Here is a 13875-nt window from a genome sequence, read left to right as displayed (position 1 = left end):
GGCGGCCCCCCAAGGGAGTATGACAATGAGCCAGGACGCCGAGATCGTCGAGACCACGTTGCGGTCGGTGCTGACCGACGTGCTGGGCATCCCTCCGGCGCGCGTCGCGACGTTCGATTCGCTGACGCCGCTGTTCGGATCGCTCCCCGAACTCGACTCGATGGCGGTCGCCGGCCTGCTGACCGAGATCGAGGACCGGCTCGGCATCGTCGTGGAGGATGACGAGGTCGACGGCGAGATGATGGAGACGTTCGGCAGCCTGCTGCACTTCATCCGGACGAAAGCGCTGCTTTGACCACCCCGCTGGCGGAGGTCGCGCGGCTGACGATCGCCGGGCGGGAGGAATATGCCCGGATCGTCGGATCGGGCGACGCCGCGGCGGTGCTGCTGGTCCCCCCGCTGTTCGGGGAAATGAACCGGTGTCGCCGCCTCATGGTTGATGTGATGACAGAACTGGCGACGCTCGGCCGCGGCAGCGCGTTGCCCGACCTGCCCGGTACAGGCGAAAGCCTGATGCCGTTCGGTGCGGTGACGCTGGACGACTGGCGGGCGATGGTCGCCGCGTGCGCTGCGCTGCTCCACGCCGCGACCGGCCGCACGGTGATGATCGCGTCGCTGCGCGGTGGCGCGCTGCTGGACGATGCGCCCGATCCGGTGGATGTCGCCGGCCGCTGGCGCATGACCCCCGTCGAAGGTGCGACCGTGCTGCGCGAACTAGGCCGTGCGCAACGGCTGGCCGGGACGTCGGGTCCGCCGCTCTCCGGGGCTGTGTTCGCCGGTACGCCGCTTGCCCCCGGACTGGCCGGGCCGCTCGGGTCCGCGCGACCCCAGGGGTCGGCGCGTATCGTGCGGCTGGGTGAGGACGGCAAGAACGCGGACGAACGGCTGACGGGATCGCCGCTGTGGCGGCGCGCGGAACCGGGGCGCGATCTTGCGATGGCACTGGCTATCGCACGCGATATCGATCGGACGGCGGCGACATGCGCGAATTCCTGAACTTCGACTGCGCGGGCGATGCCATCGCCGCGACGCTCGATACCGGCATGGACGCCGCAGCGGCACCGGCCGGGCTGCTGATCGTCGGCGGTGGCACCGAAATCCGTAGCGGCGCGCATGGCGGCATGGCGCAGCTGGCGGCGGCGGTCGCGGCGGCCGGCTGGCCCGTGCTGCGCTACGACCGGCGCGGTGTGGGCGACAGCGCCGGCGCGGATCCGGGCTTCGCGGACAGCGGACCGGATATCACGGTCGCCGCCGACACGCTGAGGGCGCGGCTGGCCCCCGGCGCGCGGGTGATCGGGTTCGGCCTGTGCGACGGTGCGACGGCGCTTGCCCTGCACCACCATGCGGCGCGGGTGGACGGGCTGCTGCTCGCCAACCCCTGGGTGGTCGAACCGGTCGGCGATCTGCCGCCGCCGGCCGCGGTGCGCGCGCATTATCTGGCGCGGCTGACCGACTGGCGGTTCTGGAAACGCGCGCTCACCGGCGGCGTGGACCTGCGCAAGGCCGCGCGCGGCGTCGCCAGCCTGGGTGCGGCGACCGACGACAGCCTGCCCGCGCGGATCGCGGGCGCACTGCTCACCGGCCGGCGACCGCTCGCCATCCTGCTGGCCAAGGGCGACGCCACCGCGATCGCCTTCGACGACGCATGGGGCGGCAAGTCCTTCGCTGCCATCCGCGACGACGTGGAGGTTGTGCGCATCGACAGCCCATCCCACACCTTTGCCGCCGGCGATGCGGCCATGCTGGCCGCGTTCGTGGTGGCCGGCCTGGAGCGTTTCTCTTCTTAGCCCCCCCCTTCAGGGTAGGGGTTGGGGTGGGGGCAACAGCCTCGCACCTGCAACCTCACCGGCTTGAAGCGCTCAGCCCCACCCCAACCCCTCCCCTGAAGGGAGGGGCTAAAGAAAGGCACCCCTCACCCCGACCGCAGCAAGCCCACCGCCGCATCGCGTTCGAACAGGTACAGCGCCACCCGCGCCGCCTGCCCACGCGGGCCGTCCAGCCCGCCGTCGCGGTCGACCAGCAGCCGCGCGTCCGCGGTCGCGGTCTCGATCAGCGCGGCCGTCTTCTCCGGGCTCGCCAGCCGGAACTGCGCCTCGCCCGACTGGCGCGTGCCCAGCATTTCCCCCGCACCGCGCAGCCGCAGGTCCTCCTCCGCGATCCGGAACCCGTCATTGCTCTCCCGCATCAGCGCGAGGCGCGCGCGGCTCGTCTCGCTTAGCCCGTCGCCACGCAGCAGGAGACAGGTCGACTTGCCCGTCCCCCGTCCGACCCGCCCGCGCAACTGGTGCAACTGCGCCAGCCCGAACCGGTCCGCCGCCTCGATGATCATCAGCGTCGCGTTGGGCACATCGACGCCGACCTCGATCACAGTCGTCGCGACCAGCACCTGCGTCTCAGCACGCTGGAACGCGGCCATCACCGCGTCCTTTTCCGGCCCCTTCATCCGCCCGTGGATCAGCCCGACCTTGTCGCCGAACCGTTCGCGCAATGTTTCCGCCCGGCTTTCCGCGGCGGTCAGGTCGCTGATCTCGCTTTCCTCTACCAGCGGGCACACCCAATAGGCTTGCCCCCCGGCGGCGACATGACGCCCGAGCGCGTCGGCGATCTCGTCCAGCCGCGCGGCGTTCAGCACGCGCGTCTCGATCGGCTGGCGCCCCGGCGGCATCTCGTCCAGCCGGCTGACGTCCATCTCGCCATATTGGCTGAGCGTCAGCGTGCGCGGGATCGGGGTCGCAGTCATCACCAGCAGGTGCGGCGGCCGTTCCGCCTTGGCCTGCAGCATCATCCGCTGTGCCACGCCGAACCGGTGCTGTTCGTCCACCACGACCAGCCCCAGTTTCCGATAGGCGACCGCCTCCTGGAAGATCGCATGCGTGCCGATCAGGATATCGATCGAACCGTCCGCCAGCCCCATCAGCGTCGATTCGCGCACCCGCCCCTTGTCGCGCCCGGTCAGGATCGCGACCGTCAGCGGCAGCCCGGCCAGCGTCTTGGAAAAGGTCGCATAATGCTGCCGCGCCAGGATCTCGGTCGGGGCCAGCAGCGCGCCCTGCGCCCCCGCCTCCACCGCCGCCAGCAGCGCCATCGTCGCAACCAGCGTCTTGCCCGACCCGACATCGCCCTGTAGCAGCCGCGTCATCGGTCGCGGCTGGATCAGGTCACCCTCGATCTCCGCGATCGCGCGTGCCTGCGCACCGGTCGGCGCATAGGGCAGCCTGAGCGCGTTGCGTAGCCGTCCGTCACCCTGCAGCGGCACGCCCTTGCGGCGGCGCGACGAGGCGCGGAGCAGCATCAGCGCCAGTTGGTTGGCGAATACCTCGTCATAGGCCAGCCGGTCCTTCGCCATCGCATCGGTCGGATCGGCATGGGCGCGAACCAGCGCGTCGCGCCACGCCGGCCAGTCGTTCTTCGCCAGCAACGTCGGTTCGATCCATTCGGGCAAGGTCGGTGCGCGCGCAACCGCCTGCGCCACCAGCGCCTGCAACCGGCGGTTGGTGAGGCCTGCGGTCAGCGCATAGACCGGATCGCGTGGCGGTAGTGCCGCGGCCTCTTCCGGCGTCATCACGTCCGGGTGGACGATCTGCAGCCACTGGTCATATTGCTCCAGCTTGCCCGACACCGCGCGCGCCTCGCCGATCGGCAGCAGCGCCTTTGCCATCCCTGCGTTGGCGCGGAAGAACACCAGCGCCACGATGTTGCCCGCCGGATCGGTCGCGATCACGCGCGACGGGCTGCGCGGGCCGTTGCCGATGCGGTGCTCGATCGGCGTCACCACCACGGTCACCACCCGCCCGACATCGACCGCGTCCAGTTCCGGCACCGCCGTCCGGTCGATATAGCCGGTCGGCAGATCGAACAGCAGGTCGACCGCGCGGGCCAGGCCCAGCTTGGCCAGCGGCTTGGACAGCGCGGCACCGACGCCCTTCAGCGCGTCGACGTCTACGAACAGCGGATTGAGAATATCGGGGCGCATGACTATCTGCGTGCCCATAGCCCCCGCCGACGATGTTCGCCAAGACATCCGCCGGCCTATTCGTGTTGGAACCGACGATGGACATCGACATCCGTATCAAGCGCCAGCGGTTCAGGGCCTGGCATCGCGGCACCAAGGAAGCCGACCTGCTGATCGGCGGCTTTTTCGACCGCGAACATGCCGGCTGGACCCTGGCCGAGGTCGACTGGTACGAGGCGCTGCTCGACGAAGAGGATGTCGAGATCATGGGCTGGGCGCTCGGCACGATCCCGGTGCCGAAACGCTATGAAGGACCGATGCTGGAGCGGATGCGCAAGCTGGATTATATTCCCGTCGCGGAATGATGCGCTCTTTTGAGGTTCCCGACCCCGCGACCGTCATTCCGGCGGACGCCGGAATTCATTATCACTACGCCGGCATTCGGCCCCGACCGGAGTGATAATGGATCCCAGCATCCGCTGGGATGACGACCGATCGCGGCCGACGACTGCCCTGCCCTTCCGAAAGTCCCGAATGCCCGATCTGAAGACGATCCTCGCCGCCACCCGCCCCCTCACCCTGTCGGGCGTGCCGATCGGGTTCCTGCCGTCGCTCGTCGCCGATCTGGCGCGCGCGGCCCAAGGAAACAAGGCTGGGGGCCGCGCCGTGCTGGTGACGTCCGACGAGGCCGCGATGCGTGCGGTGGGCGATGCCGCGACCTGGTTCGCGCCCGAACTGGAAGTCATCCAGTATCCGGCCTGGGACTGCCTGCCCTACGACCGGGCCTCGCCATCGCTCCGCTCCACCTCCGAACGGCTGGCGGCGCTCTACGCCTTGCAGGACAAGCGGACGAAGCCGCAACTGCTCGTCACCACCGCCAACGCGGCGACGCAGCGGACGCTCACCCCGTTCCGCGTCCGGCAACTTGTCGCCAAGCTGGCGCCCGGGGAACGGATCGGGCGCGACCGGCTTGCGGCCCTGCTCCAGGCCAACGGCTATGTCCGCACCGATACGGTCGCGGACGCCGGCGAATATGCGGTGCGCGGCGGTCTGGTCGACCTGATGCCTGCCGGCGCGGCGCACGCGCTGCGGCTCGATTTCTTCGGCGACGAGATCGAGAGCGTCCGGCAGTTCGACATCGCCGACCAGCGCACGATCGGCCGGATCGACGGCTTCACGCTCCTCCCCGCATCCGAGACGCTGCTCGACGAGGACACGATCAAGCGGTTCCGCGGCGCCTATCGCGAACGGTTCGGTGCAAGTGCAACCGGCGATCCGCTGTACCAGGCGATCAGCGAAGGGCGGCGACTGGCCGGTATGGAACATTGGCTGCCGATGTTCGAGGAACGGCTGGAGACGCTGTTCGACCATCTGTCCGACGACGACATCATCGTTCGGGACGCATCCGCCGATCCGTCGGTCGAAACGCGGTTCGAGGCGATCACCGACTATCACACCAACCGCGTCCGGGCGCAGTCGTCCGACCCCGGCAGCTACCGCCCGCTGGCCCCGGCCACGCTGTATCTCAGCCCCAGGGACTGGCAGGCGGCGATCGCCGAGCGGCCGGTCCATCTGGTCGGCGCGTTCCACGAGCCCGAGAGCGATACCGTCCTCGATTTCGGCGTCGATCCCGCGCGCGATTTCGCCCCGGAACGCTCGCAGCAGATCAATATCTACGACGCGGTCGTGGATCATGTCGCCGCCCTCCGGAAGCAGAAGCGCAAGGTTGTCCTCGCCAGCTACACCCGCGGATCGCGTGATCGTTTCTCGGGCCTGTTGCGCGACCATGGGCTGGAGACTTTCTCGCTGGCCGAAAGCTGGCAGGATGCGCTGGGCAAGGCCCATGGCGGCGTATCGCTCGCGGTCGTGCCGCTCGATCACGGCTTCACCACGCCCGACGTGGCGGTCCTCACCGAACAGGACATGTTGGGCGACCGGCTGGTTCGCCGCCCGAAGCGCAAGAAGTCCGCCGACGCCTTTCTGGCCGAACTCGCGACGCTGTCCCCCGGCGACCTTGTCGTCCACATGGACCACGGCATCGGGCGCTATGAAGGGTTGACCTCGATCCCGGTCGGCGCCTCACCACATGATTGCGTCATGCTGAGCTACGCCGGCGGCGACAAGCTGTACGTGCCGGTCGAGAATATCGACATCCTCTCGCGCTACGGCAATGCGGAGGACGGCGTCGGGCTGGACCGGCTGGGCGGCGTTGCGTGGCAGGCGCGCAAGAGCCGGATGAAGGAGCGCATCCGCGAAATCGCGGGTGACCTGATGGCCACCGCCGCCGCCCGCGCGCTGCGCCCGGCCGACGTGCTGGAGGTCGATCCCGGCGGCTATGCGGAGTTCACGGCGCGCTTCCCCTATCAGGAAACCGAGGATCAGGACGCAGCGATCGTCGACGTGCTGGCCGATCTGTCCGCCGGGCGGCCGATGGACCGGCTCGTCTGCGGCGACGTGGGCTTCGGCAAGACGGAGGTGGCGTTGCGCGCCGCGTTCGTCGCGGCGCTGGCGGGCATGCAGGTCGCGGTCGTCTGCCCTACCACGTTGCTCGCGCGCCAGCATTTCATGAACTTCGTCGACCGGTTCCAGGGGTTCCCGATGAACATCGGCCGGCTGTCCCGGCTGGTGAGCGCCAAGGAGGTTCGCCAGACCAAGGAGGGCCTGGCCGACGGCACGGTCGATATCGTCATCGGCACGCATGCGCTGCTCGCAAAGGGAATCGATTTCAAGCGGCTCGGCCTCGTCATCGTCGACGAGGAACAGCGGTTCGGCGTCACGCACAAGGAACGGCTGAAGGCGCTCAAGACCAACGTCCACCAGCTGACGCTGACCGCCACGCCCATCCCCCGCACGTTGCAGATGGCGATGTCGGGCCTGCGCGAACTGTCCGTCATCCAGACCCCGCCCGTCGATCGGCTGGCGGTGCGGACCTATGTCATGCCGTGGGATCCGGTCGTGGTGCGCGAGGCGTTGCTGCGCGAACATTATCGTGGCGGGCAGAGCTTCTTCGTCACGCCACGCGTCGCCGACCTCTCCGATATCGAGGACTTCCTGCGCCGCGAAGTGCCCGAGGTGCGCTACGTCATCGCGCACGGACAGATGGCCGCCAGCGACGTGGAGGAACGGATGTCCGCCTTCTACGACCGCAAGTTCGAGGTGCTGGTGTCGACCACCATCATCGAATCCGGGCTCGACATCCCCTCCGCCAACACGATGATCGTCCACCGCGCCGATCGCTTCGGGCTGGCGCAGCTCTACCAGATCCGGGGCCGCGTGGGCCGCGCCAAGACGCGCGCCTATGCCTATCTCACCACGCCGGCCTCACGGATCATCACGGACACGGCCGAGAAGCGGCTCCATATCCTCTCGAACCTCGATACGCTGGGGGCGGGTTTCCAGCTTGCCAGCCACGACCTCGACATTCGCGGCGCGGGCAACCTGCTGGGCGACGAGCAGTCGGGGCACATCAAGGAAGTCGGGTTCGAACTCTACCAGTCGATGCTGGAGGAGGCGATCATCGAGGCCAAGGCCGGCGCATTGCGCGACGACCGGGTCCGCGACCATTTCAGCCCGCAGATCACGATCGATGCGCCGATCCTGCTGCCCGACGACTATGTCATCGACCTCGACCTGCGGATGGGCCTGTACCGCCGGATGAACGAACTGGACGGCAAGCAGGCGATCGAGGCCTTCGCCGCCGAGCTCATCGACCGGTTCGGCCCGCTGCCCGATGCGACGCAGAACCTGCTGACCGTGATCGAAACCAAGCTGAACTGCCGCAAGGCCTGCGTCGCCAAGCTCGACGCCGGCCCGCGCGGTGCGCTTGTCAGCTTCCACGACGACAGGTTCCCGGACATTCCGGGCCTGCTTGCCTATGTCGATCGGCTGAAGGGCACCGCCAAACTGCGCCCCGACAACAAGCTGGTCATCACCCGCCCCTGGCCCGATCCGAAGGCGCGCCTGCACGGAGCGTTGCAGCTGTCCAAGGGTTTGGCCAAGATCCTCGGCAGCTGAACGGAGACCTGCGCCCATGAAACAGATTCTCGGCCTTGCCGCCATGCTGGTCCTGGCGACGCCCGCTATCGCGCAGCGCCCGGCCCCGAACCCGTTCAGCGACAAGCTGGCGACGCTGAAGGACGTGCCGCGCCGCGCGGTGCTCCGTCGTGCCATCCTCGACAGCAATTTGTGGTGCGATCGCGTCTCGCAGGACCTGCGCCGGGGATCATGGCGCAACCTGTCGGTGTGGAACGCGCGCTGCGGTCGCGGGGCGGACTATGGCATCTTCATCGGACAGGACCAGTCGGTCCAAGTCCGGCCCTGCAAGGACCTCGTAGCGCTCAAATTGCCGCGCTGCGTGCTACCGGAACGCTTGAAGGGCGCCCGACTCTAACCATACGTCATCCCGGATCAGGTCCGGGATGACGTAGTAATTGCTTCAGGCCGGCACCGCATTCCCAGCCAGCGCTGCACGCACCGCATCGAGCGCGGCGGGTGCCGCCGCCCCGTCGGGTCCGCCGCCCTGCGCCATGTCGGGACGACCGCCGCCGCCCTGCCCGCCCAGTGCCGCCACCGCGACCTTGATCAGGGTGACACTGCTGAACCGGTCGACCAGATCCGCGGTCACACCCACCGCGACCGCCGCGCGACCGTCCTTTTCAGCCACGATAGCCACGACGCCCGACCCGATGCGCTGCTTGGCCTCATCGACCAGACCGCGCAGGCCCTTCGGATCGAAGTCCTGGAGCGTTTGCGCCACGAACGGCACGCCGGCGATCGTCTCCATCGGGGCGGCGTCCGGACCGGCCGGGCTACCCACCACGAGCGCCTTCTTTGCCTCCGCCAGTTCGCGCTCAAGCCGCTTGCGATCGTCGATCAGTCCCTGGACGCGACCCACCACCTCATCCGGGCCGGTCCGCAACGCCGCGGCGATCTCACGCAGTCGTTCGTCGCGCGCCGTCAGCCACAGCCGCGCCGCCTCGCCGGTCAGCGCCTCGATCCGCCGAATGCCGGACGAGACCGCGGTTTCTCCGACGATCTTGAACAGCCCGACCTCGCCCAGCGCGGCGACATGCGTTCCGCCGCACAGTTCGACCGAATAGGTGCCGTTTTCGGCGCGACCCATCGACAGGACCCGAACCTCGTCGCCATATTTCTCGCCGAACAGCGCCATCGCGCCCTCGGCGATCGCCTCGTCCGGCGTCATCAGGCGGGTCGTGACGACGTCATTCCCGCGGATGTAGCGGTTGACCTCGGCCTCGACCGTGGCGACGTCCTCCGGCGTCATGGGACGCGGTTGCGAGAAGTCGAAGCGCAGCCGCTCGGGCGCGACCAGGCTGCCGCGCTGCGCGACATGATGGCCCAGTCGTTCCCGCAGAGCGGCGTGCAGCAGATGCGTCGCGCTGTGGTTCGCGCGGATCCGGCCCCGGCGCGCGACGTCGATCGCCAGCCGCACCGTATCGCCGACCGCGACGCTGCCCGCCTCGATCCGCGCGCGATGCGCATGGAGCCGACCGAGCGGCTTGCCCGTGTCGGCCACAGCGGCATGCAGGCCGGTATCGGACGTGATCGTGCCCGCATCGCCGACCTGCCCGCCGCTTTCCGCGTAGAAGGGCGTCTGGTTGGTCAGGATCGTCACGGCATCGCCGGTTTCGGCCCGCGGCACGCGCGCGCCCTCACGCAGGATCGCGACCACCTTGGCCTCGCCGCTGTCATTGGCGTAACCGGTGAACTCGGTCCCACCATGTTCCTCGACGATGTCGAACCAGACCTCGTCCGACGCCTTTTCGCCTGACCCCTTCCAGGCGGCGCGCGCGGCAGTCTTCTGCTCGGCCATCGCGCTGTCGAACCCGGCGCGGTCGACGGTGCGGCCCCGTGCGCGCAACGCGTCCTCGGTCAGGTCGTAGGGAAAGCCGAACGTATCGTAGAGCTTGAACGCGACGCGGCCGGGCAGTTCGCCGTCCGCCGCCATGTCGGCGGTCGCATCGTCCAGCAGGCGCAGACCGTTGGCCAGCGTCTGGCGGAAGCGCGTCTCCTCAAGCTTCAACGTCTCCTCGATCAGCGGCTGCGCGCGGACCAGTTCGGGATAGGCGACGCCCATCTCCGCGATCAGGCTGGGCACCAGGCGGTGCATCAGCGGTTCGGCCGCACCGAGCAGATGGGCGTGGCGCATCGCACGGCGCATGATGCGGCGCAGGACGTAGCCCCGCCCTTCGTTGGCGGGCAGCACGCCGTCCGCCACCAGGAACCCTGCGGCGCGCAGATGGTCGGCGATCACGCGGTGCGACGCCTTGCTCTCGCCCGTCGCCGCGGTACGCGTCAGGTCGCATGAGGCGGCGATCAGCGCCTTGAACGTGTCGGTGTCGTAATTGTCGGTCACGCCCTGCATGACCGCAGCGATCCGTTCGAGCCCCATGCCGGTGTCGATCGACGGGCGCGGCAGGGCGACGCGGTCGTCCTTCGTCACCTGGTCATATTGCATGAACACCAGGTTCCAGATCTCGACGAAGCGGTCGCCGTCCTCGTCCGGGCTACCGGGCGGGCCACCGGGAATGTGATCGCCATGATCGTAGAAGATTTCGGAGCAGGGGCCGCAGGGGCCGGTATCGCCCATCGCCCAGAAATTGTCGGAGGTCGGGATGCGGATGATCCGCTGTTCGGGCAGGCCGGCGATCTTGCGCCACAGGTCGAACGCCTCGTCGTCGGTATGGTAGACGGTGGCGGTCAGGCGGTTCGGGTCGAGCCCCCATTCCCGCGTCAGCAACGTCCAGGCGTGGGTAATCGCCTGTTCCTTGAAATAGTCCCCGAACGAGAAATTCCCGAGCATTTCGAAGAAGGTATGGTGCCGCGCCGTGTAGCCGACATTGTCCAGATCATTATGCTTGCCGCCGGCCCGGACGCATTTCTGCGAAGAGGTGGCGGTGACGTAGGGCCGCGTTTCGAGACCCGTGAAGACGTTCTTGAACGGCACCATGCCGGCGTTCACGAACATCAATGTCGGGTCGTTCTGCGGCACCAGCGGCGCGGAGGGCACCATGCGGTGCCCGGCGCCTCCGAAATAATCGAGGAAGGAACGGCGGATATCGTTGGTCGATGTCATGTCGGCGGGCTTAATCGACCACCCGCCGCTACTCAAGCAAATCGGTTCCGGCCCCAGGCACAGGGTCAGGCATAGGCGTAAGGGCCGCCCCGATCGAGCGCACGCCCGTAGGCGGGACGGGCGTGACAGCGTTCCAGCCAGTCGATCAGTTGCGGTCGTCGGCCATCCAGCCCCGCCCGCGACCGTGCGGCTTCGATAGGGAAACTCATCATGACATCTGCGGCGGTGAAATCTGCCCCGGCGAACCACGGCCGGTCCGCAAGCTCGGTCTCCAGCCAATCGAGATGCGTGTCGAGCATTGCCTGGATCGGCTTGCGTGCCGGCAGGCCGAGGACGCCGAGCCGGCCGAGCACGAGCATCGCGAACAGCGGTGGCATCATCGAGCCCTCCGCATAGTGGAGATAGTGGCGGTAGCGCAGCGCCGCATCGCGGTTGCCCGGCGCGCCCAGGCGGCCGCCACCACGCTCGACCAGATATTCGACGATCGCCCCCGTTTCCGCGATGATGCGGTTGTCGTCGGCGATCACCGGCGACTTGCCGAGCGGGTGGACTTGCTTGAGTTCGGGCGGGGCCAGCATCGTCTTCGGGTCCCGTTCGTAACGCTTCACTTCGTAAGCGAGGCCGAGTTCCTCGAGCAGCCAGAGAATGCGCTGCGACCGGGAATTTTCGAGGTGATGGACGATCAGGGTCATGATGGCGGGCCTGTGGCTGCGGGGTGACAGTCGGGTTCCGGTCCGACAGGGCAAAGACGCTGACGTTGCAAGTCCGCGTAGGACAGCGAAGTCCTATGATTTCGCGCCCAACCGGTACACCGTACCGACGGAGGGAAAAACCGGATCGACCTGCAAGCCACCAAAGGTACGAAAAAGATGGCGGGGGGGGTCAGGCTGTCACCGATTAAAGCATGCTGAACAACAGCGGCTTCGAGTCGCGGACGATGATGCCCGAGTCGTTTAGCGTTTGCCGATGCCGGTTCCGACCATGATCGGTGCACGGCACCCGCCGACATGACGATCGACCGCAAGATACTGATTGGCCGGGGGCAGGTCGCCGAGCTTGCGCGGGACGGCCGGACGGGTCGTCACGGCCAGATGCTTCTCGATCACGCGACAAGGTGGAATGTCCCTACCGATCGATAGCGATGGCGGAACGGGCGCCGCGGCGATGACCAGCGAAGGGGACAGGATCAGGAGTAGGGATAGGGCACGCATTGCGGCATCCTTCGATCGATCGGATCGCCGGAAACTGCGCTCGTTGGTGGCCGGGTGCAAGACGGGCCGGTCCAGAGAAGCCGCGGGACCGGACCGGTTTCGCAGCCCCGACTGGAGTCGCGAGGAACCAGTAACAATCAGTCGTCATCCCGGACTTGATCCGGCATCCTGAGTTTCAGGGGCTGCGTCTGTGACCCTGGATCCCGGATCAAGTCCGGAGTGACGCGGTTAGCCGTTCGATGTCATCAGAACCGACCCGCCGACATCAGAAGCGGCGGGCGGCGTGTTGCCGTTCCCGCCGCGTCAGGGCCGTGGCCGCCTCAGTCCTCGTCGGGACCGGTCATCATCTGCTCGGCGACGCCCGCGGCGTTGTCGCGGATCGCCTTTTCGAGGCGGACGGCGACGTCCGGATGTTCCTTCAGATAGGTCTTGGAGTTTTCACGCCCCTGACCGATCCGGATCGAATCGTAGCTGAACCATGCGCCCGACTTCTCCACCACGCCGGCCTTGACGCCAATGTCGAGCAGCTCGCCCATCTTCGACACGCCTTCGCCGTACATGATGTCGAATTCGACCTGCTTGAACGGCGGCGCGACCTTGTTCTTTACGACTTTCACGCGCGTCGTGTTGCCGACGATCTCGTCGCGGTCCTTGATCTGGCCGATGCGGCGGATGTCGAGCCGGACGGACGCGTAGAATTTCAGCGCATTGCCGCCGGTCGTCGTCTCGGGCGAACCGTACATCACGCCGATCTTCATGCGGATCTGATTGATGAAGATCACCAGCGTCTTCGACCGGCTGATCGATCCGGTGATCTTGCGGAGCGCCTGGCTCATCAGGCGGGCCTGCAGGCCGACATGGCTGTCGCCCATCTCGCCCTCGATTTCGGCACGCGGCACGAGTGCCGCGACCGAATCGATGACCAGCACATCGATCGCGTTCGACCGGATCAGCGTGTCGGTGATCTCTAGCGCCTGTTCGCCATTATCCGGCTGCGACACGATCAGTTCGTTCGTGTCGACACCCAGCTTACGCGCATAGCTCGGGTCCAGCGCATGTTCGGCGTCGACGAACGCAGCGGTGCCGCCGGCCTTCTGCGCCTCGGCGATGACATGCAGCGCCAGCGTGGTCTTGCCCGACGATTCGGGGCCGTAGATCTCGATCACGCGGCCCTTGGGCAGGCCGCCGATGCCGAGCGCGATGTCCAGCCCGAGCGAGCCGGTGGAGACGGCTTCGATCTCGACCGCTTCCTTGCTGCCCAGCTTCATCGCCGAACCCTTGCCGAATGCGCGGTCGATCTGCGCCAGCGCGGCGTCGAGCGCCTTCTGCCTGTCCATGTCGGCCTTTTCCTTTTCGGATCCGATGAGCTTCAGTTGTGCCGCCATGATGTCGTTCCCCGCGTGTCAGGTCCAGTCCGTACAGAACTTCGTATGTACGTGCTTTGTTCTGTAGGAACAAGTAGGGAACGATGGATTTCATAGCGGTGGGTCGGTGACGTCGCCGTTCCGTTTGGCACAGACCGGGGCGCAGAAGAAGCGGGATCCCGGATCAAGTCCGGGATGACGGGCCGATGGGACCGAAGGACTACCACGCCGGTTCCATCGCCGGCGAAGATC

11 protein-coding genes are annotated in these 13875 nt (G+C 67.6%); 6 read left to right on the top strand and 5 right to left on the bottom strand.

Annotated features, from left to right (window positions below):
- Positions 1–25 precede the first annotated feature (25 nt).
- The 3 genes from BKY59_RS05385 to BKY59_RS05375 are packed head-to-tail and all read left to right on the top strand — an operon-like array spanning position 26 to position 1787.
- A complete protein-coding gene (locus tag BKY59_RS05385) occupies positions 26–295 on the top strand; it encodes an acyl carrier protein (protein WP_076069204.1) in 270 nt (89 codons plus the stop codon).
- Positions 292–996, top strand: a complete 705-nt coding sequence (locus BKY59_RS05380) for an alpha/beta hydrolase family protein (protein ID WP_076069201.1) — start codon at positions 292–294, stop codon at positions 994–996. Before BKY59_RS05385 ends, BKY59_RS05380 begins: the two co-directional genes overlap by 4 nt.
- Positions 981–1787, top strand: coding sequence for a hydrolase 1, exosortase A system-associated (locus BKY59_RS05375; protein ID WP_076069198.1), 807 nt, complete (start codon positions 981–983; stop codon positions 1785–1787). Before BKY59_RS05380 ends, BKY59_RS05375 begins: the two co-directional genes overlap by 16 nt.
- A gap of 125 nt (positions 1788–1912) precedes the next feature.
- Here BKY59_RS05375 and recG read toward each other — a convergent pair whose 3' ends face one another.
- The gene (recG, locus tag BKY59_RS05370) at positions 1913–3973 is read right to left on the bottom strand and encodes an ATP-dependent DNA helicase RecG (RefSeq protein ID WP_076069733.1); all 2061 of its coding nucleotides are present in this window, start codon (positions 3971–3973) and stop codon (positions 1913–1915) included.
- A 77-nt stretch (positions 3974–4050) separates the two neighbouring features.
- On the opposite strand from recG, the gene BKY59_RS05365 reads away from it, so the two are divergent.
- The 3 genes from BKY59_RS05365 (at position 4051) to BKY59_RS05355 (ending at position 8342) form a co-directional block, all read left to right on the top strand.
- The gene (locus BKY59_RS05365; RefSeq protein WP_076069731.1) at positions 4051–4317 is read left to right on the top strand and encodes an FAD assembly factor SdhE; all 267 of its coding nucleotides are present in this window, start codon (positions 4051–4053) and stop codon (positions 4315–4317) included.
- 169 nt (positions 4318–4486) lie between these two features.
- Positions 4487–7966 carry a transcription-repair coupling factor gene (gene mfd, locus BKY59_RS05360; RefSeq protein WP_076069729.1) on the top strand — a complete coding sequence of 1160 codons (3480 nt, stop codon included), beginning with the start codon at positions 4487–4489 and terminating at the stop codon, positions 7964–7966.
- 16 nt (positions 7967–7982) lie between these two features.
- Positions 7983–8342 carry a hypothetical protein gene (locus BKY59_RS05355; RefSeq protein WP_076069196.1) on the top strand — a complete coding sequence of 120 codons (360 nt, stop codon included), beginning with the start codon at positions 7983–7985 and terminating at the stop codon, positions 8340–8342.
- A 45-nt stretch (positions 8343–8387) separates the two neighbouring features.
- Here the strand turns inward: BKY59_RS05355 and alaS are convergent, their stop codons facing one another.
- From alaS to recA, 4 genes are all read right to left on the bottom strand, one after another.
- The gene (gene alaS, locus BKY59_RS05350; protein ID WP_076069193.1) at positions 8388–11048 is read right to left on the bottom strand and encodes an alanine--tRNA ligase; all 2661 of its coding nucleotides are present in this window, start codon (positions 11046–11048) and stop codon (positions 8388–8390) included.
- Positions 11049–11113: 65 nt separating this feature from the next.
- A complete protein-coding gene (locus BKY59_RS05345; RefSeq protein WP_076069190.1) occupies positions 11114–11740 on the bottom strand; it encodes a glutathione S-transferase family protein in 627 nt (208 codons plus the stop codon).
- A gap of 261 nt (positions 11741–12001) precedes the next feature.
- On the bottom strand, positions 12002–12259 hold the full coding sequence (locus tag BKY59_RS17615; RefSeq protein WP_165374799.1) for a hypothetical protein: 258 nt from the start codon (positions 12257–12259) through the stop codon (positions 12002–12004).
- Positions 12260–12579: 320 nt separating this feature from the next.
- Positions 12580–13644, bottom strand: a complete 1065-nt coding sequence (recA, locus tag BKY59_RS05340) for a recombinase RecA (protein ID WP_076069187.1) — start codon at positions 13642–13644, stop codon at positions 12580–12582.
- Positions 13645–13875 lie beyond the last annotated feature (231 nt).

This window comes from Sphingomonas montana, assembly GCF_001956315.1.
In the GTDB taxonomy this organism is placed as follows: domain Bacteria; phylum Pseudomonadota; class Alphaproteobacteria; order Sphingomonadales; family Sphingomonadaceae; genus Sphingomonas_R; species Sphingomonas_R montana.
Note: the sequence above shows the minus strand (reverse complement) of the source record. Positions and strands in the feature narration are given on the sequence as shown.

Excerpts from the sequence above, each read along its gene's own strand:
- BKY59_RS05375 (WP_076069198.1), top strand. The coding sequence starts at position 981 with ATGCGCGAATTCCTGAACTTCGACTGCGCGGGCGATGCCATCGCCGCG.
- BKY59_RS05365 (WP_076069731.1), top strand. The coding sequence starts at position 4,051 with ATGGACATCGACATCCGTATCAAGCGCCAGCGGTTCAGGGCCTGGCAT.
- BKY59_RS05355 (WP_076069196.1), top strand. The coding sequence starts at position 7,983 with ATGAAACAGATTCTCGGCCTTGCCGCCATGCTGGTCCTGGCGACGCCC.
- BKY59_RS17615 (WP_165374799.1), bottom strand. The coding sequence starts at position 12,259 with ATGCGTGCCCTATCCCTACTCCTGATCCTGTCCCCTTCGCTGGTCATC.
- BKY59_RS05385 (WP_076069204.1), top strand. The coding sequence starts at position 26 with ATGAGCCAGGACGCCGAGATCGTCGAGACCACGTTGCGGTCGGTGCTG.
- recA (WP_076069187.1), bottom strand. The coding sequence starts at position 13,644 with ATGGCGGCACAACTGAAGCTCATCGGATCCGAAAAGGAAAAGGCCGAC.
- mfd (WP_076069729.1), top strand. The coding sequence starts at position 4,487 with ATGCCCGATCTGAAGACGATCCTCGCCGCCACCCGCCCCCTCACCCTG.
- alaS (WP_076069193.1), bottom strand. The coding sequence starts at position 11,048 with ATGACATCGACCAACGATATCCGCCGTTCCTTCCTCGATTATTTCGGA.
- recG (WP_076069733.1), bottom strand. The coding sequence starts at position 3,973 with ATGCGCCCCGATATTCTCAATCCGCTGTTCGTAGACGTCGACGCGCTG.
- BKY59_RS05345 (WP_076069190.1), bottom strand. The coding sequence starts at position 11,740 with ATGACCCTGATCGTCCATCACCTCGAAAATTCCCGGTCGCAGCGCATT.